This is a genomic window from Mycobacterium sp. (assembly GCF_035623875.1).
Taxonomy (GTDB): Bacteria; Actinomycetota; Actinomycetes; order Mycobacteriales; family Mycobacteriaceae; genus Mycobacterium.
In genome coordinates this window covers 1-18,627 of the sequence record NZ_DASPSP010000325.1, presented here as the reverse complement: position 1 = coordinate 18,627, position 18,627 = coordinate 1, and the positions used below count along the sequence as shown (strand labels likewise).

General features: G+C 65.7%; 21 protein-coding genes. 9 read left to right on the top strand and 12 right to left on the bottom strand.

Features of this window, described 5'->3' with window-relative positions; translation table 11 throughout:
• The 6 genes from VEI45_RS25915 to eccE form a co-directional block, all read left to right on the top strand.
• Nucleotides 1-204: type VII secretion protein EsxS (locus VEI45_RS25915; RefSeq protein ID WP_324857623.1), on the top strand; the 204-nt coding region annotated here is incomplete at its 5' end.
• A 30-nt stretch (nucleotides 205-234) separates the two neighbouring features.
• Nucleotides 235-525, top strand: a complete 291-nt coding sequence (locus tag VEI45_RS25910; RefSeq protein ID WP_324857621.1) for a WXG100 family type VII secretion target — start codon at nucleotides 235-237, stop codon at nucleotides 523-525.
• Nucleotides 526-528: 3 nt separating this feature from the next.
• Entirely contained in the window at nucleotides 529-1,398 is an 870-nt protein-coding gene (locus tag VEI45_RS25905) for an ESX secretion-associated protein EspG (RefSeq protein WP_324857619.1), read from the top strand.
• A gap of 83 nt (nucleotides 1,399-1,481) precedes the next feature.
• Nucleotides 1,482-2,900, top strand: coding sequence for a type VII secretion integral membrane protein EccD (gene eccD / locus VEI45_RS25900; protein ID WP_324857617.1), 1,419 nt, complete (start codon nucleotides 1,482-1,484; stop codon nucleotides 2,898-2,900).
• Nucleotides 2,897-4,294, top strand: a complete 1,398-nt coding sequence (mycP, locus tag VEI45_RS25895) for a type VII secretion-associated serine protease mycosin (RefSeq protein ID WP_324857616.1) — start codon at nucleotides 2,897-2,899, stop codon at nucleotides 4,292-4,294. Before eccD ends, mycP begins: the two co-directional genes overlap by 4 nt.
• Complete coding sequence (eccE, locus tag VEI45_RS25890; protein ID WP_324857613.1) at nucleotides 4,291-5,295, top strand: type VII secretion protein EccE; 1,005 nt, start codon at nucleotides 4,291-4,293, stop codon at nucleotides 5,293-5,295. The genes mycP and eccE overlap by 4 nt, the downstream gene beginning before the upstream one ends.
• Here the strand turns inward: eccE and VEI45_RS25885 are convergent.
• A complete protein-coding gene (locus VEI45_RS25885) occupies nucleotides 5,288-6,193 on the bottom strand; it encodes an amidohydrolase family protein (RefSeq protein ID WP_324857611.1) in 906 nt (301 codons plus the stop codon). The genes eccE and VEI45_RS25885 overlap by 8 nt on opposite strands.
• Before the next feature lie 85 nt (nucleotides 6,194-6,278).
• Between VEI45_RS25885 and VEI45_RS25880 the strand changes: the two genes are divergently transcribed.
• A complete protein-coding gene (locus VEI45_RS25880) occupies nucleotides 6,279-7,046 on the top strand; it encodes a trans-aconitate 2-methyltransferase (RefSeq protein WP_324857609.1) in 768 nt (255 codons plus the stop codon).
• A 7-nt stretch (nucleotides 7,047-7,053) separates the two neighbouring features.
• Here the strand turns inward: VEI45_RS25880 and stf0 are convergent, their stop codons facing one another.
• From stf0 to bluB, 4 genes are all read right to left on the bottom strand, one after another.
• Nucleotides 7,054-7,857, bottom strand: a complete 804-nt coding sequence (gene stf0, locus VEI45_RS25875) for a trehalose 2-sulfotransferase (RefSeq protein WP_324857606.1) — start codon at nucleotides 7,855-7,857, stop codon at nucleotides 7,054-7,056.
• Nucleotides 7,858-7,921: 64 nt separating this feature from the next.
• The gene (locus VEI45_RS25870) at nucleotides 7,922-9,271 is read right to left on the bottom strand and encodes a sulfatase (protein WP_324857627.1); all 1,350 of its coding nucleotides are present in this window, start codon (nucleotides 9,269-9,271) and stop codon (nucleotides 7,922-7,924) included.
• A 148-nt stretch (nucleotides 9,272-9,419) separates the two neighbouring features.
• Nucleotides 9,420-10,226, bottom strand: a complete 807-nt coding sequence (locus tag VEI45_RS25865; protein WP_324857604.1) for a hypothetical protein — start codon at nucleotides 10,224-10,226, stop codon at nucleotides 9,420-9,422.
• A 222-nt stretch (nucleotides 10,227-10,448) separates the two neighbouring features.
• Nucleotides 10,449-11,129, bottom strand: coding sequence for a 5,6-dimethylbenzimidazole synthase (gene bluB / locus VEI45_RS25860; RefSeq protein WP_324857602.1), 681 nt, complete (start codon nucleotides 11,127-11,129; stop codon nucleotides 10,449-10,451).
• Between the two features lie 103 nt (nucleotides 11,130-11,232).
• On the opposite strand from bluB, the gene VEI45_RS25855 reads away from it, so the two are divergent.
• Nucleotides 11,233-11,559: a hypothetical protein gene (locus VEI45_RS25855; RefSeq protein ID WP_324857625.1), complete on the top strand. Its 327-nt coding sequence runs from the start codon at nucleotides 11,233-11,235 to the stop codon at nucleotides 11,557-11,559.
• Between the two features lie 158 nt (nucleotides 11,560-11,717).
• Here VEI45_RS25855 and VEI45_RS25850 read toward each other — a convergent pair whose 3' ends face one another.
• From VEI45_RS25850 to VEI45_RS25820, 7 genes are all read right to left on the bottom strand, one after another.
• Nucleotides 11,718-12,104 (bottom strand): hypothetical protein, encoded by a 387-nt coding sequence (locus VEI45_RS25850; protein ID WP_324857601.1) that lies wholly within the window; start codon nucleotides 12,102-12,104, stop codon nucleotides 11,718-11,720.
• A gap of 2 nt (nucleotides 12,105-12,106) precedes the next feature.
• The gene (locus VEI45_RS25845; protein WP_324857599.1) at nucleotides 12,107-13,975 is read right to left on the bottom strand and encodes a hypothetical protein; all 1,869 of its coding nucleotides are present in this window, start codon (nucleotides 13,973-13,975) and stop codon (nucleotides 12,107-12,109) included.
• A 9-nt stretch (nucleotides 13,976-13,984) separates the two neighbouring features.
• The gene (locus VEI45_RS25840) at nucleotides 13,985-14,287 is read right to left on the bottom strand and encodes an RNA 2'-phosphotransferase (RefSeq protein WP_324857597.1); all 303 of its coding nucleotides are present in this window, start codon (nucleotides 14,285-14,287) and stop codon (nucleotides 13,985-13,987) included.
• Between the two features lie 292 nt (nucleotides 14,288-14,579).
• Nucleotides 14,580-15,062: a hypothetical protein gene (locus VEI45_RS25835; RefSeq protein WP_324857595.1), complete on the bottom strand. Its 483-nt coding sequence runs from the start codon at nucleotides 15,060-15,062 to the stop codon at nucleotides 14,580-14,582.
• A gap of 54 nt (nucleotides 15,063-15,116) precedes the next feature.
• Complete coding sequence (locus VEI45_RS25830; protein ID WP_324857593.1) at nucleotides 15,117-16,070, bottom strand: hypothetical protein; 954 nt, start codon at nucleotides 16,068-16,070, stop codon at nucleotides 15,117-15,119.
• A gap of 20 nt (nucleotides 16,071-16,090) precedes the next feature.
• Entirely contained in the window at nucleotides 16,091-16,486 is a 396-nt protein-coding gene (locus VEI45_RS25825) for a hypothetical protein (protein ID WP_324857591.1), read from the bottom strand.
• Nucleotides 16,483-17,631 carry a DUF5632 domain-containing protein gene (locus tag VEI45_RS25820; RefSeq protein WP_324857589.1) on the bottom strand — a complete coding sequence of 383 codons (1,149 nt, stop codon included), beginning with the start codon at nucleotides 17,629-17,631 and terminating at the stop codon, nucleotides 16,483-16,485. Before VEI45_RS25820 ends, VEI45_RS25825 begins: the two co-directional genes overlap by 4 nt.
• 567 nt (nucleotides 17,632-18,198) lie before the next feature.
• Between VEI45_RS25820 and VEI45_RS25815 the strand changes: the two genes are divergently transcribed.
• Nucleotides 18,199-18,459 carry a hypothetical protein gene (locus VEI45_RS25815; RefSeq protein ID WP_324857587.1) on the top strand — a complete coding sequence of 87 codons (261 nt, stop codon included), beginning with the start codon at nucleotides 18,199-18,201 and terminating at the stop codon, nucleotides 18,457-18,459.
• The last annotated feature ends 168 nt before the right edge of the window (nucleotides 18,460-18,627 follow it).

Genomic DNA, 18,627 nt, shown 5'->3' with positions numbered 1-18,627 from the left:
CAGGCCGAGCAGGAAGCGATGTCGGCGCAGGCGTTTCACGCCGGGGAGTCTGCGGCGGCGTTTCAGGCTGCCCATGCCCGGTTCGTGGCGGCGGCGGCCAAGATCAACAGCTTGCTGGATGTGGCCCAGGCCAACATCGGGGATGCCGCGGGCACGTATGTAGCCGCCGATTCCGCCGCGGCCGGCAGCTACCCCGGCTTCTAAACCCGACCGGCCTAGACGAAAGGATTCGTGATGTCGCAGATCATGTACAACTATCCGGCGATGCTTGCCCATGCCGCCGACATGGCCGGCTATGCCGGCACGCTGCAAAGCCTGGGCGCCGATATCGCCAGTGAGCAGGCGGCGTTGCAGGCGGGCTGGCAGGGCGATACCGGGTTGAGCTATCAGGCGTGGCAGGCCCAGTGGAATCAGGCCATGGAGCAGTTGGTGTTGGCCTACCGGGCGTTGGCGGGCACGCATGAGAACAACACCACCTCGATGCTGGCCCGCGACCAAGCCGAAGGCGCCAAATGGGGCGGCTAATAGATGGCTGCTCAGCCTAACGCCGTCGAGCTCACCGTCGACCAGGCGTGGTTTATCGCCGAAACCGTTGGAGCGGGGACGTTTCCGTGGGTGCTGGCGATCACCATGCCGTACACGGACGCCGCTGAGCGGGGCGCCTTCATCGATCGGCAGGCCGCCGAGCTGACCCAGATGGGCATGATGTCCGAGAGCGGCGCTGTCAACCCGGCGGTAGCCGACTGGATCCGACAGGTGTGCTTCCCGGACCGTTGGCTGGATCTGCGGTACGTGGGATCCCGCCAGGCCTCCGGTGCCGACGATTTGCTGCGCGGGATCATCGCGCAGCGCGGCGACAAAACCCGAAAAACCATCGTGGCGCTGCGCAACGCGCAACTGGCGACGTTCACCGCGATGGATATCCACGATGCCCGTGCGTTGGTGCCGGTGCTGGGTGTTGGGTTGGCGCAGCGGCCGCCGGCGCGGTTCGGGGAGTTCAGCCTGCCAGCCCGGGTTGGCGCACGGGCCGACAAACGACTGCGGAGCGGTGGCTCGCTGACCGAAGTCCTTGACTACCTGGGCATCCCGCAATCAGCGCGTCCAGTCGTTGAGTCGGTGTTCACCGGGCCGCGCAGCTACGTCGAGGTCGTTGCCGGCTGCCGCCACGACGGACAGCAGGCCAGCACCGAGGTGGGGATGAGCATCGTCGACACCACTGCGGGCAGAGTGCTGGTCAGCCCGTCGCGCGCCTACGACGGCGAATGGATTTCGACGTTTCGGCCCGGAACGGCGTTCGCGATCGCCGTGGCCGTCGAACAGCTCACCGCGGAATTGCCGGATGGCGACTGGTTCCCGGGTAAGCGGCTGTCCCGAGATTTCAGTGTGCAAAACAAATAACGAGCCGTCCGAGCCTTCCGCGACGACCGCGGTTCGACAAGAGAAAGAGAACGAATGTCCCCCCAAAGCCTGAGGAGCCGGTGATGTCCAGCGCTGTGATGCCCATCGTGCGGGTCGCCATCCTGTCTGACAGCCGTCTGACCGAAGTAGCGCTGCCCGCGGAGCTGCCGCTGCGCGAAATCCTGCCGGCAGTAGAACGTTTGGTGGTTCCCGCCGCCCGAGACGGTGGGGCGGACGAGCCCGATACCGGCTCGTTTACCCCCGCTCGGCTCACCCTTGCTCCGATCGGCGGGGCGCCGTTCAGCCTCGACGCCAGTCTGGACACCGTCGGCGTAGTGGATGGTGATCTGCTGGCGTTGCAACAGGTCCCGGCCGGTCCGGCGGCGCCGGGCATCGTCGAGGACATCGCCGACGCGGCGGTGATCTTCTCCGCATCCCGATTGAAGCCTTGGGGGATCGCCCACATCCAGCGCGGCGCGTTGGCCGCGGTCATTGGATTAGTTTGGGCGGCAACCGGCTTGGCCGTTACCCACCGAGTTGCCACTGGTGCGCCGGCCGGGCTGTTCGCAGTCAGCGCGATTGCGGTGCTCGCCGCGCTGGCCGGCTTGGCCGTCCGTTCACCCCGCGTGGGCGCGCTGTTGTCGGCCGCCGCGCTGGTGCCCATCGCCGCGGCATTGGCCTTGGTGGTACCGGGCGGCTTCGGAGCGGCGTCGGTGACGCTGACCGCCGCCGGGGTCACCGCGTGGTCACTGATCAACCTCATCCTTCCTCATCGCGAAAGTGGAGGCGCTATAGCGATTTTCACCGCGACAACAGTGCTGGGCGTGGGCGTGCTGTTGGCTGCCGGCGCCGAATCGCTTTGGCAGCTGCCGTTGGTGACTGTTGGCTCCTTGCCGATTGTGGTGGCGCTGCTGGTCACCGTCGAGGCCGCCCAACTGTCCGCGTTGTGGGCGCGATTCCCACTACCGGTCATACCGGCACCCGGGGATCCCACCCCATCAGCGCCGTCGCTGCGGGTGCTGCAGGATCTGCCGCGACGGGTACGGATCAGCGACGCGCACCAAACCGGTTTCATCGCAGGCGCTGTGCTACTCAGCACTATCGGGTCGGTGGCAATTGCATTGCATCCGGAAACACTGTCCGCTTGGGGCTGGTATGTGGTCGCCGCAACCTCGGCGGCAGCTGCGCTGCGGGCCCGGGTATGGGACTCGGCCGCTTGCAAATCCTGGTTGCTGGCCCAGCCTTACTTGGTGAGTGTTGCGCTACTGGTGCTTTACACCGGGACCGCGCGCTATCTGGCCGCGCTTGTCGCCGGCATAGTGCTCGCAGCACTGGTGCTGGCGTGGGTGGTGGTCGCGCTGAACCCGTCGATTGCCTCCCCCGATAGCTATTCGCTGCCGGTGCGGCGACTGCTGGGTTTCGTCGCATCGGGAATCGACGCATCGCTGATCCCTGTCATCGCCTACCTGGTCGGCCTCTTCAGCTTGGTGCTCAATCGATGATCTCTGCTCGCGCCCGGCGCCGATACGGTTGCCTCGCAGCGGTTCTGGCCGCTGCGCTGTGGGTCAGCCCATCGGCGATGGCGATCACCCAGCCCAAGGTCGACCAGGGTGCTCGGCCGCCGAACGGCGCCCCAGGTCCGGTGCAGCCGATGGCGAAAAACGGCGACTGCAGTAGCCCCGGCGTCATCCCCGGTACCGATGCGGGCGCGGCGACGCCCAGCCAGCGGATGATGGATCCATCTGCGGCTTGGCGATTTTCGCGTGGCGACGGACAATTAGTTGCGGTTCTGGATACCGGGGTACGACCGGGCCCGAGGCTGCCCGGCGTGCAACCCGGTGGCGACTACGTGGAAGCGACCGACGGCCTCACCGACTGCGATGGGCACGGCACTCTGGTCGCCGGGCTGATCGCCGGTCGGCCCGGTGACGACGGCTTCGCTGGAATCGCGCCCGCGGCGCGGCTGCTGTCGTTGCGCGTGACATCGGCGAGGTTCTCCCCGCGAACTCCGGGCGGCGATCCGACGCTGGCGCGTGCGGCCGTCGACGTGGCCGCGCTGGGCCGGGCTATTGTGCATGCGGCCGACCTGGGCGCCCGGGTGATCGACATCTCGGCGATCACCTGCCTGCCCGCCGATCGCAACGTCGATCAAGCCGAACTCGGTGCGGCGATCCGCTACGCGGCGGTTGGCAAGGACGCGGTCATCGTGGCCGCTGCCGGCGACAGCGGTTCCGCCGGTTGGGGTTCCGGCGCAGCCTCGTGTGAATCCAACCCGTTGACCGACTTGGGCCGCCCCGAGGACCCCCGCAATTGGGCAAGTGTCACGTCGGTTTCGGTGCCGTCATGGTGGCAGCCATACGTGCTGTCGGTGGCTTCGCTGACGCCAGACGACCAGCCGTCGAAGTTCACGATGGCCGGGCCGTGGGTGGGTATTGCGGCGCCCGGCGAGAACATCGTTTCGGTGAGCAATCGCGATGACGGCGGACTGGCCAACGGTCTGCCCAACCAACGCCAACAGTTGGTCCCGCTCGACGGCACTGATTACGCGGCCGGTTACGTATCCGGTGTCGCGGCGTTGGTTCGCAGCAAGTATCCAGAGTTGAACGCCTCCCAGGTAATTCACCGCATCATCGCGACCGCGCATAATGGGCCGCGCGCGCCGTCGAACGTCGTCGGCGCCGGTACCGTGGACTCGGTTGCGGCCCTGACCTGGGAGCTGCCCACCGCCACCGACCAGGATGCAGTGCCGACGAAGCATGTTGCGGCACAACCGGAACCGGCACCGAAGAGCCCCGCGCCGCGGATCGTCGCGTTCGGCGGGAGCGCGGCTCTGTTTTTGGCAGTCGTGGCCGCCGCCGCGTTCGCCGCGCACAGACGAAAGGAGCCCACTCTGTGAGCCAGCATCAATCCATAACGCCGCCCACTGGCCGATTCACGCTGGTGGTATTGGCCATTGTGGCTGCGGCCCTGGGTTTCGCGTGGCACTCCCCCCGCGAGCATTGGGTGCTCGGAATCGCCATCTTCGTGGTGATCACGCTACTGGTTCGGTGGCGCGGGTATCCGGTGACGACGATCCTGCGCCGTCGGTTGGCGATGCGGCGTTCCGGCCGCAGTGCGCGACCGGCCGACAGGTCAGCCACCGACGTGCGGACTACCGCACTGCTGCGTGTCACGCCCCCGGAATCGCGTCCCGATGTGCTGCCACTGTCGCTGATTGCCAGCTACGCCGACCGCTACGGCCTACGCGCCGACGCCATCCGCGTGACCAGCCGCGACGCCGTGTCCGCAACCGGTGCAACCAGGCGGGACACCTGGATCGGTCTGACATTGTCGGCCGCCGACAATCTCGCTGCGCTGCAAGCTCGTTCGCCGCAGATTCCGCTGCACAAGACCGCCGAGGTCGCAGCGCGCCGACTCGCCGACCACCTCCGAGAGGGCGGGTGGACCGCGACCATCGCCGACTCCGACGACATCCCGGGGCTCTACGCACGGTCGGCCCGCGAAACCCGGGGCGGGATCATCCACGGGAGTGCGGGCTATGTTGCGGCGTATCAGGTTAAAACCGACACCGCGTTGCCGGACACCCTCGCCGCGATCTGGTCATACCCGGTCCGCGAAAAATGGACGGTATTGGAGGTCACGGGTGTCGGCGACGAGCAGACGCTGGCTGTCGCGTGCGCATTTCGTACTGATTCGCGTCCCGCTGCGCGCGGGACCCTGCCCGGGCTGATTTCGCAGTCCGGTAATCACCGACCGGCGCTGACGGCATTGCACCCGCTGTCGACTCAGCGGCTTGAGGGCCACGCCGCGCCACCAGAAGGCCTGCTGTTGGCCCGGTTGCGCTGGCCAAGCGCCGTCGCGCGAAAGCCGACTTCACGGCACGCCGCCGTCACGTGAACCCTGGTGCGCCGGTCGGAAAGAACAGGGCGGCGGCGTTTTCGTAGAACACCTTGCGCAGCCAGTCATCGTCGATGCCGGGCAGACGGGTGATCGAACGCATCGCGTCGACGTAGCCGTACGGGATGTTGGGGAAATCGCTGCCGAACAGGATGCGATCGCCCAATTGCCGCAGACGATCAAACTGTGGCGGCGGGAACGGCATTGTTTCCTCGACGAACGGGGTGAAAGCCATTGTGGTGTCTAGCCGAACGTCGGTTGACGTCTCACAGATGTTGAGAAACTCGGTGTACTCCGGCATCCCTAGGTGTGCGACGATCAGCCGCAGCCGCGGATAGCGGCGCAGCAGACGTCGGATCGGCTCAGGTCCGGTATGTTCGCCCGCGACCGGCCCAGAGCCACAGTGAATCACCACGGGTACCCGGGCGTCCTCGATGACTCCCCAAACGTGGTCGAGGAGTGGGTCGTTGGGCTGGTAGCGACCGACTTGGATATGTGCTTTGAAGATTTGGGTCCCGTCGCTGACGGCTGCCTCGACGTACTCTCCGGCACCTGCCTCGGGATAAAACGTCGCGGTAGCAAGGCAGTCCGGAGTCGACCGAGCGAACTGGGCTGCCCACTGGTTCAGCCACGCTGCCATCTGCGGTTTGTGCGGGTAGACCAGCGCCGTGAAACCACGTACGCCGAACTGCCGCAGCATCTGTACCCGCCGGGATTCAGCTGCCCGATAGGTAATCGGCCATTCACGGCCTAACAGCGGGCCAGCGGAATCGAAGTAGCGCCACACCTTGTCCATCACCGATTTCGGCATGAAATGGGTGTGCGCATCGATCAACCCGGGCAAGCCCAGCTCAGACCAGATCTGCCGGACCTGCGCGGCCTCGTCCGGGTCGGTCATTGCCCATCCTCGACTCGTCCGGCAATCAGCAGGTAATACGTTGTCTATATCAGGCGTTACGCGGGCCGCGGTCAGGAGGACCAATATGTGGGATCCAGACGTCTACCTGGCCTTCGCCGATCACCGCGGCCGCCCGTTCTACGACCTGCTGTCCCGCGTGGGCGCCCAGCAGCCACGCCGGGTGGTCGACCTGGGCTGCGGTCCGGGCAACCTGACCCTACAGCTGGCCCGGCGCTGGCCGGACGCGGTGGTCGAGGCGGTGGACAGCTCACCGGAGATGGTCGCCGCGGCCGTCGAGCGCGGCCTGGACGCCGCTGTCGGAGACCTGAGAACCTGGACGCCGCAAGGCGATACCGATGTGGTGCTGAGCAATGCCGCCCTACATTGGGTGCCCGAACACGACGAGCTGATGGTCCGGTGGGCTGAACAGCTAGACGCCGGAGCGTGGATCGCGGTTCAGATGCCCGGCAATTTCGAGACCCCATCGCATGCCGCGGTCCGCGCGGTAGCCCGTCGCGAGCCATACGCAAAGACACTGCTTGACACTCTGTTTCGGGTGGGCGCAGTGGTCGACACGCCGTCGCACTACGCCGAGCTGCTGATCGATGCCGGGTGCATTGTCGACGCCTGGGAAACCACCTACATTCACCAGCTGACCGGCGAGCATCCTGTTTTGGATTGGATCAGCGGCACCGCGCTGCTGCCGGTGGGCGAGCGACTCAATGAGCAGGAGTATCAACAGTTTTGTCAGGAGCTCATCCCACTGCTCGCCGACGCCTATCCACCCCGGCCTGACGGCACGACGTTCTTCCCGTTCCGGCGGGTGTTCGTCGTCGCCCTGGTAGGCGGGTGACGCAGGGCTACTGCGGCAGCCCCAATCGCTCGGCGTCGGCGCGGTAGCGATCCACCCACTCGTCGGAGCGCTGATTGGCCTGGCGTTCCAGCACCGGCGCGGGAGCCAGCCGCGGATCTTGGCCGACCGCCTCCAGCACCGTGGCGACTATAGAAGTCAGGTTGCGCCACAACACCGGATAGGACACATCAATCGGGTCGATCTGCTCTTCGGCGAACCAGTTACGCCAGCCCTCCTCCTGATCGCGCAGACCCCTGACGATGTGCGCGATGGCGCCGGCGTGATAGGCGGCCCGTGAGTCGCGCTGTGGGTCTGGGCGGCCCCGCCACACCTGAGTCTGCACAGCCCGCCAGAACGACACCGCCTGCGACACCACATCCGGTCGGTAGACGTGCACGTAAACCGGATCGCTTCCGATCACGTCTCGAATCGCTGCCCGCAAATTGTCACCGGAGCGATCGGGTAATCCGGCCGCCCGCTGCTGCAGCAGCGGCGTCTGGTTCCACATCAACTTGCCGCCCCAGATGCCGTTCGGCGTCCGGCCCGAGCTGCGGATGTGCTCACGCCAGGCGGCAGACGAGCCAGTGTCCGGTGTGCCCGGCTCCGACGGATCGAGCAGCCGCAGGATCGTCTCGTCGTCGACTCCGTCGAACCACTCCCGCGGCTGGGGCGCCATGCCGGTAGTCGGCAGGTACTGAAAGAACTCCTGCGGCTCGCCGGCGCTGCCGGTCGCGCGCAACGATTCGACCAGCAGTGTGCTGCCGGAGCGCTGGGAAGCAGCCACGAGATACGACGTCGGATGCGCGGGCATCAGCTGAGCTTAGCTGCACCTCATGGCGTGATATCCCCGCGTATTACGTTCACGCTGAACGCAACTATTGCTCGACGTGCTTGACTCCGTCCTCGATGCCGCGGTCGACCGCGATCGCCGACCGACCGGTCGGCGGCTTCTCGTGGATCTGCAAATACGTCTCGGTGTAGCGAGCCGCAATGCGGCTACCGGCGAAGTCCGATGGTATGACGTCGCCGGTCTGCTGGCGCCAATCATGGAGCCGGACAGCGAGATTGGTCGCGATCGCGTCCGCTGCGTCGAGGCCGTCCCCGACCAGCAAGTTGTTCGTCTCGGTGGGATCCGATCGGAGATCGTAGAGTTCGCGTTCCGGGCGCGGCGCAGTCACCAATGGCGCGACAGCATGGCCGGAGGGGCTTTCTTCGATGTCCCAGGGCAGGTCCAGTAGCGGCCGGCGCGCGTAATTCTCGATATAGCTGAAATCTTTCGTACGGATCGCGCGGATCGGATCAAACGAGTCGTGATAGGTCTTGGTGGTGTACACATGATCGCGCACCGGCGCGGCGCCGTCCGGTGCAAGGAGCGCACGCGCGTGCGAGATGCCCTCGATGTCGTCGGGCTCGGCTATCCCGAGCAGGCCCAGCAACGTTGGGAGTAAATCCACGCCGCTGAATAGATCGTCGTAAACCCTTGGGGCCATTGCCATCCCGGTGGGCGGACGGATGATCATCGCGATACCCGTTCCGGCCTCGTACAGCGTCGATTTCTGCCGCGGGAAGGGTGCACCATGGTCGGTGAAGAAGATCACCCACGTGCTGGCGTCGAGTCCGGTGTCGGCAAGAGTGTCCAAGATCCGGCCGACGGCTGCGTCGGCGGTCGCGATGGCGCCGTAGAAGTCAGCCAGATCTTGCCGCACCTCAACGGTATCGGGCAGATAGTCGGGCGTATCGACCGCAGCGGCGTCGACCGGTTGGTAGCGATCCCGGGGATAGGGCCGGTGTGTCTCGAAGAAGCCGGCCGTCAAGAGAAACGGTCGGCTGATGTCGTGGCCCCGCAGCCATTCCTCGGTTTGTTCCACCACGTATTCGCAATAGGAGTTCGATACGTCGAACTCGTCGAAACCTAGTCTCGACGGGTACGATGTCTCGTGCTGCATACCGAAAAGAGCTGAATACCAGCCATATTCGGATAAGATTTGGGGCAACGTACGAACCCCCGAGCGGTACTCCCAACCATGGTGAGCCAGGCCGACCAGTCCGTTGCTCTGCGGGTAGCGGCCGGTAAACAGTGATCCGCGCGACGGTGAGCACAGCGGCGCGGTGGCATGTGCTCTGGTGAACAAGATGCCCTCGCCAGCCAGCTGGTCCAGCCGGGGGCTCGAAACGTCGGTGTGACCGTAGACGCCGAGATACCGGCCCAGATCATGCCAATGCATGAGCAGCACATTGTCACGGCGCTGCTCTTTTGCCGCCTGGTCGCCGATTACCGTCACCTCCTCAGCTTGCCGGGCCCATCGACGTTATCGGCCCGGTGTTTTGGTAGTTGCGGCGCCCTCGACCAGCGACACGCCTGCCACTATCGACTCACCGATGGGGCGGCGGATACCCGCCCGGGCCGGGCGGGCCTTGTTGAGGCGGCTGCGGCTGGCCGTGTGGCCATTGCCCGCCGCCCGGGAATCCGTTGGGCGCAGGCCCGCCGGTCGGCTTCAGCGGCAGGCCCATGGTCATCCGGAATGCCGGGATCAACATGAGGCCACCGGCAGCGGTTATAACAAATCCCGCGACCAGGTCGTAGGTGATGCGACTGGTGGCGCCGTATCGAGCTTCGCAGGCGATCGACAGCACCAGCATCACGATGCCGCTGCCGAGGATGAGGAATCGCCCAATCTGTTTCTTGAGGAAGAGCATTACCGCGCCGGCGGTGGCCGCGAGGCCTGCCGCGATGATCAGGAACAGGCAGGTCACCAGGGCCGCCGGCACACTGGGAACCACATTGTGGATCTGCTGCCGGCACAGGGTGGAGTACTCGCCGGCGAGCCGTCTACACATGTCCGAAGCACGGTTGATCGCGCTGCTCAGGTTGATCCATAGCGTCAGCGTGAGGATGGAGCTGAGCAACCCGACGGCAAAGGTGATCCAGCTGATGGTCTGCTGGGAAGTCGGCCCGGTTGGCTCCGCACTCTGGCCGCCGCACGGGGGCGGGCCGTAACCGGGTTGATGAGCGTAACCGGCCGGCGGATAGTCAGGGCCAGGTGGCGGCGGTGAGCCGTAGCCGGCTTGACCGTAGCTCCCGGGGGCGGGCTGACCGCCGCGGCCGGGCTGGATGTGCTCCGGAGGATCGTTGGGCCAACTGCCCCACTGCGGGGGGAAACCTGTTGGAGGAGTTTGCACCCCGGCATCGTAACCGCTTCGGCTGCCTCCGATCACGAAGCGGTAGGTGGCTGCTGGGCGATGCGGCGGAGTTTGCGGATGGCAAGTGCTACGGGTCGTGGCATAGGGCCGAACTGAGCATGGACGAGGCGGCCAACGCCGCCGGCATCCCGGCCGCCGTCCTTCGCGACGCTGAGTCCGAGCGTCCCGTCCCTCCGGACGCCGCGGCGGTGATCGAGACGCTTATCGCGCAACTGGCGATGAGCTGACGCCCGGCTCTTTGCCCCAACCGTTCTCCGTTACGAACTCGGCGAGCGGCCTGCCCAACGCCCAGCCATCCAATTCCAGCGAGGGCCGATCCGGAAATTCGGGTACCGGGCCAAGGCACAGGATCGCCACCGCCTCGGCATCCGGGGGCATGGACAACAAGGCCCCTAGCCTCCGTGGATCGAACAGCGATACCCACCCCATGCCCAGACCTTCGGATCGTGCCGCCAGCCAAAGGTTTTGGATCGCACAGGACACCGATGCGAGATCCATCTGCGGCAGGGTGCGACGGCCGAAGACGTGACTGTCTCTGCCATCGCAGAGCGCCACCACCAGCAGTTCAGCGCAATCGAGGATGCCTTCGACCTTCAGCGCGAGAAACTCCTGCGCCCGTTGGCCCAACGCGTGAGCAGTCAGCAGCCGCTCCGCGTCGACCAGGGCGTGGATGCGTCGTCGTAGCGACTCATCGGTGATCCGGATGAAGCGCCACGGCTGCATCAGACCCACGTTCGGTGCGGCATGCGCGGCCTGTAGCACGCGCGCCATGACTTCCTCCGGCACCGTGCTGCCAGGCACGAACCGGCGCATGTCTCGTCGTTCCGAGATCACGCGATACACCGCTTGCCGCTCCTGCGGACTGAACGCGTGATCGCCCACATAGCCATCGTAGGAACCATCGTGTGCGAAGCGGCGAACCGATGCCCAACGTGTCTGCCAGACTGGCTTCGAGCGCTTCGGTTTGTCAGAACCGGCGAAAAGGATCGGTCCGATGAAGATTCCGGAATCACTCGACGAATTACCCACCAATGGCACTCGTGGACGCGTCTACGGCGAGCCCTATCGACTGGCGGACGGCGGCATGGTGATCACCGTTGCCAAGGTGCGCGGCGGCACGTCTACTCCGGTCGGTGTGTTCGTCGTCCACGACGGCACAGCGCGCTGGGTGCCGGCGATCGACGCCAACCGGATCGCGCTGATCGGGGTGATCACCGGCCTGATCTCGGCGGTGCTCGCCAGTATGGCCGTGCTGCGTCGCCCGCCGTGGCCGGACTTGTCGGCGAATTCGGCGGCCTGGCTGCGACGCTGACCCGTTACGGCCGGTACCTGACGCCGACCGCAACCCGGCGAGCACGTCGTTTGTTCCGAGTTCCACCCGAATGGGGTGGCTACCTAATATCTCTGGCCGTCGAACTCATGTCATCTCTGTCCCTGGCAAGAGTCCGTGCTCAGCAACGTTAGCAAGGCTTAGTTACTAGATAATAGTGCAGTATGAGCTGGTCCGAAATGTACTTCGAAAAGCGCCTTGAGCCAAGACATCACCGTGTCGTCGTCGGCATCCAGTCCGGGCGTCGGTAGTTCGTCACGTGCATTACTAAGCATGAGCATGAAGTGCCATTTCCTCGAGCGGTTCAACAAGCCAAATTCATTCGGTGCATCGAGCGGCGCGAGCATGAAGTCTATCCCGCCATCCCGAGCTGACCAGCAAACCTGAAGTTTGCAGTCCTGGCAGCAGTAATAGATCGCCCAAGCGGGACGGTCTCCGTAGATCGCCGCACCATCTACTTCGTCAAGCTTAAAACCGGCATGCGACAACGTGGGCTCCAGAAACCGAGCCAGATCGACTGATTTCATGGCTAACTGCCTCCCTCGAGCACCCACACATTGCCATGCTGCACGTACCCGTATGCCTCAGCGTTCTCTTTCAAGAAGTTGATCTCTAGGGCTGAGAATGATCGCCTCTGCACTGCGGCTAACTGTTCGACGCTATCGAATCCTTCAGGCAGAACGTATTCAATGCGGGGCACGCCGTCCTCCATCTGACCGCGGAGGAATTGTTCGTTAACTTGCCAAGCCAAACCTCGCTGTTGTGTGTCACTAAGCCCGTAGGTCATCGCGTCCCAGGTTGGGTCCCCGGTGTCGAAGTAGATTCCACCCTGGCCTCTGGCTTCGCCGATATAGCCGCCGTCCTGGCCATTCCATTTACCTAGGACTACTCGGTCCGGATTGTCACCAATGTAGTGAGTCGACATCTCGCCGACTTGCTGGCTGAACTCTGCGGTGGGTTCTCCATGCATGAACGCGCTATAGAGATCCTGCCCCGCCGAGGGAGCCAAGGCATGGAAATTGATGGGGTTATCGAGGCCGATTGGTGAATGCGGTAAGGGCGTGAGACCGTCGTAAGCTGCGGCGGGGGCAATGTCGGCCAGTTCGCCTACACCCGCTCCTTCGGGACCGAAGAGCAATCCGGGCAGGGCGAAGGCGCCGTCGGAGGCTTTTTCGCCCAAGTAGTAGGGCAGACTCGGTGAGTCGAGCGCGTTTTGGAATTCCCCGATCGCCGTGCCGATCGGGTTCTGGACAATCTCGGTGGTGCCTTTAAGCATCTGCTCCCAGGACTGAAGGACGCCGGGTGCGCCGGGTCCTCCTTGGCCGAGAAGGTTTTCAATCCCCTGTTCGGTGGCAAACCAGCGGTCACCGAATCCTTCGGCGAATCCCGGTGGCGGCGGACTCGGCGATTCGGGGGGAACATAGTGGGGCCCACCGTTGGCCAGCCACTGCTGCGCGTTCGCCACAATGCCATCCAGTTGCGCCTCGATCTGATCCGGCGGCACACCGGCGTCCACCATGGTTTGGCGGGCCATCGCCTTAAACCTCTCCACGTCTGCGGGATTCAGCCGAGGCGCCACCGCGCCAGGAGCAGCGGGCTGGGCAAGCCCGTTGAGCACGTCGGGTAGGTTGCGTGGCTGTTGGTCGCCCGGGCCCGACGGCTGACCCCTGCCCATCATCAGGTCTTCCAGCGACGGCGGCTGACCCCCGCGACCGCCGGTGCCGGCGGGCAGCAGCGTGTTTTCGAGCGACCGTGGCATGGCCGCTGGATCGCCGTCCCCTGCGCCGGTCGGCAACAGCATGTCTTGCAGCGACGGCGACTTGCCGCGGGGGTCGGCAGAATTCGGCGGGCCGTGCCGCGGTGGGCCGCCACCACCCGGCGGATTTCCGGCGGCATCCACTGAGACTTCGCCGACCGCGGCGCCGATGGCACTGGCAAGCTCGTGGTCGGCGTTGTGCGCATGCACCTTGCAGGCGTTCAGCGCATCCTGCATCGCCTGCTGCTCTGCGGCGAAACCGATTGGATCGCGCCCAATCCCGGTGTCGCCAACGTCGATTCGCCAGTCCGGCGTAATCGCCCAGCCGTTGGCATCGGCGGCCCGCTCGATGTCATCGAGTTCGGCCTTGCACGCCCGCACGTCGGTCTCGGCGCGCGACACCGCCGCCGCCACCCGCCGGGACTCCGCGCCGTCCGCCTCGATGTCGCGGCGAACCCTGCCCACGTCGACGCGAAACGCCGCGCCCGCTTCGCCTTGCCAATCGGCGAGAACATCGTGAACCTGCTGCAGGTTGTCCCCCAGACGCTGCAAAGTACCCGCACGCCCGCTGGCCGCCTCGAACACCGCGTGGATCGCGCCGACATCCCAGCGCTTAACGTCAAACGGAGTCAGCGCCCCCACCCGCGACCCCTACTCCCCCACCGACCTGATCGCCCGGGCCGACTCATCCTCGTTCGTCACGTAACCGACCATCGCATCGGCCACATGGGACCCCAACCCACCCACGCGAAGCTTGTGCTGGCTATGCCGAGCCTCCCACCGCGCCGCCAACTCGCCCAACGCCAGCTGCGAGGACCCGATCCACCCCGTCGCCGCCCCGGCCAACCCATCCTCATGGCCGATGAACTCCAAAGAAGCCTCACCGACCGCATTGAACATCTGATTGCTGCCAAGGTGCAGCGCGACCGGATCGACCTTCAACTCGTCGGCCACGACGACCCCCTCTCCGCACGGCGTTGCGCGGTGAAGCATAACGTCTCCAACAGGGCCGCGCCCCTCACCTTTTTGGCAGTCAAACGGCGAATTGTCTTGACGCCGTTAACGACGTCAAGCCCAGGATGTGGGCACCTGTACACCCGCGCACACGACGGCACATTGCCGAGGCAGAACAATCGTCTCATCAGGCGCTACGGCGAGCGCGCGACGAATTGTCTCGGCTCCGCTCAGGCGGTTCAATCCCTCAATTTGTAGGCGAATTCGGCGGCCTGGCTGCGACGCTGACCCGTTACGGCCGGTAGGTGACGCCGACCGCACGGAAAACGTATTCCGGGGGCATGTCGAAGCTCAGCGATTGGCGGGGCAACCCGGCGAGCACGTCGCCGGGAAGGGCGACTTTGTAGTGCAGCGACAGGTGGCCGGTGAACGAGTCGTCCACCCTGCCGACATCGATATCGACCTGCAGGCCCGTTGAGCCGATCTGTGTGGTCGCCGCGCCGGACTGTGCTGCGTCCCAACGTACGTCGACGGTGGGCCCGGCCAGTTTGGGCAGCGACGACAGGGTCGCCAGCACTCGTTCCGACGTAAGCGCCACCGACCCGACGTAGCTGGCGACGCTGTGCGCCGAACGCAGACCCGGGATGGCGCCGCTGAACCGTCGGGTCACCGCGACGTAATCGGCGAAGTAGATGAGCCCCTCGGCCTCAACCTCGGCGCGCACCTCGGCCGGCAGCTTGCCGATGCCGAAAAGCTTGCGGACGATGACTGCCATCAGCCCAGTATGACCACGGGCCCGAAAGTGGCTGCTAGACGGCCGCGGCCGCGCTCAATGTCTGGTGTCGTCTTGGTCGTCGTCGGGTTTCTGATCGGGCGCCAGAATCCGCCGGGACGCGACCGGCTTGCCCGCCACTCGCTTCACCACCTCCGGCGTAGTCGGGGGAGCGACGATCCGTCCCTGCACCGGGGCGCCGTTCTTCACCGACGGCGGCACGACGCGTTTGGTATCGGTCTTACTTTCGCCGCCCGCTCCGCCCGCGCCGGCCATCGCACCCGGAGGCATCATGGGCATGCCGCCCATTCCACCTCTGGGCCCGACTGCGGAGTCGGATGGGGCCGCTTGTACCGGCGGCGTGGTGGTCGACGATGCCGGCACGGTACTGGCTGAGGGCGTCGGCGGCGGCCCGAGTTGAGCGGCTGGAGCCGTGCCGGCTATGCCGCCGCCGGCACCGCCTGCGGCGCCGGCCAATCCAGCCGCGCCACCGCCGAGTCCGCCGGCCGCACCGGCCAGGTCGCCGGGTATTGCACCGGCGGCCGCCGCGGTGCCTCCCGCGCCCTTCTGCAGCGCGCCCAATCCAGCCTGCATGGCCTGCATGCCCACGTTCGGGATCTGGCTTCCGAGCTGGCTAACCGGTTGGACCATGCCGGTCAAAGCGCTAGTGATGCCCTGGCCGATTCCCGTTGCGGCCTGGGTAAGACTGCTGAGCTGGTCCAGCGGGTCTTTGCCGCCGACGCCGGCCATTTGTGCGGCCGAATTCTGTTCATTGGCTGGGAATTGCGTCGTGGCACCATCAAGTCCAGCTTCGCGCTTGGCATGCCCGCCCTGGGCTTGGGCGTTGTCCGCGGGATCACCGGCGTTGACGCTCGTGCCCAGCAGGCCCAGCAATTGCTCGACGCCCGAAGGGCCGGAGGCGACCATGTCGGACACGATTTGATGCGGCGGCAGATTCAACCCGTGCGTGCGCGCGTAATCTTCGATTATCGCTACCAGCTTTGGTTCCATGGTGTTCCTTGCGATGTCGTCTAGTACGGCGGGACGGTGGTGTCGAGTGTACGGGCGGATAAGAACTCGTAGACGGAATCGCCTGGGCGGTATTGGTCGATGAGGCGCTGAGTGAGCGCATTGATTTCGTCGACTGTGGCAGCCATCCGCTCGAGAATCTTGGTTCGACTAATGCCGGCTCGGCGCAACGTCGTTGGCGCCTCAGCAAGCTGAGTGAGGTCAGCGCGAAGCGGGTCCATCAGCTCGAAGATGCGCTCGTAGCCGGCTCGGGTGACCAGATTGACGGCCATGGCGTAGCCGGCGACGGCTTGATCGGCCGGCGAAGTCTCGGTTGGGATTTCGTCGGGCGCCGAGGCCGATGGTCGAGCATCGCTAGCCGCTGCGGCCTGTAAGCTGGCAAGATCGAAATCGCTCATTGCGCAACGCTTTCCGCTGCAGCGGTGTTGCAGGCAAGAAACCAGGCGAGGTGGTAATTAGCGGCGGCCTTGTCCCCGTTAACCAGGGCTTCGATGGCGGCCAGCAGCTGCCAGTTGCCCACGTCTGCTGCGTCGACATTGTCGGGGTAGCGGTCCAGCACACGGTCGGCGAGCTTGCTGAGTTCGTCATGCAGCTGCTCGGCTTCGGATTCGAGCACCCCGGTGCCCCTGGAGGCCGCTCTGGCCAGAGTGTGCGCCAGCCTTGGTAGCCCGTCGCGCCAGTGGGTGGCTTGATTCAGCTGCCAGTTCAGCTCCTCCACTTCGGGCGCGTGTCGTGGCCGCGGCGATGTTGGTACCGGTTCGTCGGCGTCAGATTCGGGACGGTAGTGCCCAGCTTCAGTGGCGGCGGCCAGCTCCACCTCGCCCAACAGCGCCCCGATGTCACCGCGTCGACGTGCTGGTTCGAGAAGTGTTACGGCGGCAGGGATTTCGATGCCGGGCGGAATCCAGCCGCTGGCCAAATCGGTCACCAGCACGGTGGTGTTGTCCGCGCGATCGCCGATCGCCCAGGCCAGCCTGGGTTCTTGGCTGGCCACGACCGCCACCAGTCGTTGCAATCGGGCGCGCGCTGTCGCATCGGCAGACAGTGCCCCGGCCAGCGCCCCGCCGGCGGAGGCTATGGCGCCTTCGGTTCCTACACCCGGTGGCGACTGCGCCGCAGTCGGCAGCCCAGATTGACGCGCCACGGTGGCGGGCTGGCCGACGCCGGGCGTGCCACCCGCCGAAGGATGTACCGACGCCGAACCCGACACGGCTCCCGGCGGTGGTTGGCTTATGGGCGCTGACGGGGTCGAGGGCGGCGAAGCAATCACCGGCGGAGGTGGGGACGATGCCGGCGTCGGCGGGCGCAGGTCGGCGCCGTAAGCGGGCAACGGACCCGCGGGCGCCGGTGGAACGGCGGCGACCGCGGCGGGCCCGGCCATCGTCGGCGAAGCCGGCTCTGAGGTGTAGGCCGCTGGCACTGGCGACGACGGGACGGGCGTAGCCGCCTGCTGCGTCGGAGGAGGCACATCTCCCACGGTGACCGGTGTGCTCGCCGCGTCGGCCGGGAAGGTCGGCGCGGTCGGCGGAGTTGGCGGCTGCATCGCTTGCACAGGACCGCCGAGGCCAGGGGGCCCGGGTGACGTGGGGGCAGTCATCGCCGCCCCGGGGTTCAAACCTGGCGCCCCAGGTGTTGGGTTGATTCCGCCCAAACCAGCTGACGTTGCCATCCCTCCCATCGGCGCCGACGGCATGCCGCCCATCGACGGCGGCCCCATCGGCGCCATCGAGCCAAAGCCCGGTGCGGCCCCCGGCGCACTACCCCCGGTTCCCAGTACTGCGGGCGCCACGGGCAACGGCCGTCCGAGGGCTGCAGCGCCTGTCGGTGGGTTGTTAGCGGCCGCCGGTGCGGCGGGCGCTGCGGGCAACGGCGCTCCGCCGACCGCGCCGCCTGTCTGTGGGTTGCCAGCCGCCCGCGGGGGAGCCGGTGCGTTGGGAATCCCACCGGCTGGACCTCCGTTAGGTGCCGCAGGCACCGCCCCTCCACCACTAGCTGCGCCGCCTGCCGATCCTGCTGGGGCTCCCGGCGGCGCGGCCTGGTTGAGCTTGCCTCGGACCTGGTCCTCGATGGCCTGCATGTTGGGCTGCTGGTTCGCGTCGATGCCTGCGTCGTGGGCCATCCCGAAAAACGACTGACCGGTACCTTGCGCATCCACGACTTTTTGGCCATCACCGATGATGCCGAAAGCGCAATCTGCAGCAGCTTGGTTGGCTTGTCGTTGGCAGTCGGCGATAATTTTGGCGATTTTACCGACTTTGATCTCGAAGTCGTCTTTCGATTGGAGTTCATCATTTATTTGCTTATCGCCATCGTTGGCAATGCCAGTCAGTTTGTCGCGGAGTTGTTGCACGCTGTCGAGGGCGTCTTGTAGCGCCTCTTTATAGGCTCCGTTTTTTTCCGCGACCTTGGCAGCTTGGTCGGCGCCTTGACGAAATGCGTCTCGGATAGCGTTGGCGGTCTCTCCCTCCTGCCCAGCTAGGGTTGTCGCGATGGCTTGCTGCAGTGTGTCGTGAAGTTGGAAGAAGTTCGTCTGAATTGT

Coding starts and splice junctions, on each gene's coding strand:
- VEI45_RS25910 (WP_324857621.1), top strand. CDS start 235: ATGTCGCAGATCATGTACAACTATCCGGCGATGCTTGCCCATGCCGCC.
- VEI45_RS25905 (WP_324857619.1), top strand. CDS start 529: ATGGCTGCTCAGCCTAACGCCGTCGAGCTCACCGTCGACCAGGCGTGG.
- eccD (WP_324857617.1), top strand. CDS start 1,482: ATGTCCAGCGCTGTGATGCCCATCGTGCGGGTCGCCATCCTGTCTGAC.
- mycP (WP_324857616.1), top strand. CDS start 2,897: ATGATCTCTGCTCGCGCCCGGCGCCGATACGGTTGCCTCGCAGCGGTT.
- VEI45_RS25885 (WP_324857611.1), bottom strand. CDS start 6,193: ATGACCGACCCGGACGAGGCCGCGCAGGTCCGGCAGATCTGGTCTGAG.
- VEI45_RS25880 (WP_324857609.1), top strand. CDS start 6,279: ATGTGGGATCCAGACGTCTACCTGGCCTTCGCCGATCACCGCGGCCGC.
- stf0 (WP_324857606.1), bottom strand. CDS start 7,857: ATGCCCGCGCATCCGACGTCGTATCTCGTGGCTGCTTCCCAGCGCTCC.
- VEI45_RS25870 (WP_324857627.1), bottom strand. CDS start 9,271: ATGCATTGGCATGATCTGGGCCGGTATCTCGGCGTCTACGGTCACACC.
- VEI45_RS25850 (WP_324857601.1), bottom strand. CDS start 12,104: ATGAAATCAGTCGATCTGGCTCGGTTTCTGGAGCCCACGTTGTCGCAT.
- VEI45_RS25835 (WP_324857595.1), bottom strand. CDS start 15,062: ATGGCAGTCATCGTCCGCAAGCTTTTCGGCATCGGCAAGCTGCCGGCC.
- VEI45_RS25830 (WP_324857593.1), bottom strand. CDS start 16,070: ATGGAACCAAAGCTGGTAGCGATAATCGAAGATTACGCGCGCACGCAC.
- VEI45_RS25825 (WP_324857591.1), bottom strand. CDS start 16,486: ATGAGCGATTTCGATCTTGCCAGCTTACAGGCCGCAGCGGCTAGCGAT.
- VEI45_RS25820 (WP_324857589.1), bottom strand. CDS start 17,631: ATGCAGCCGCCAACTCCGCCGACCGCGCCGACCTTCCCGGCCGACGCG.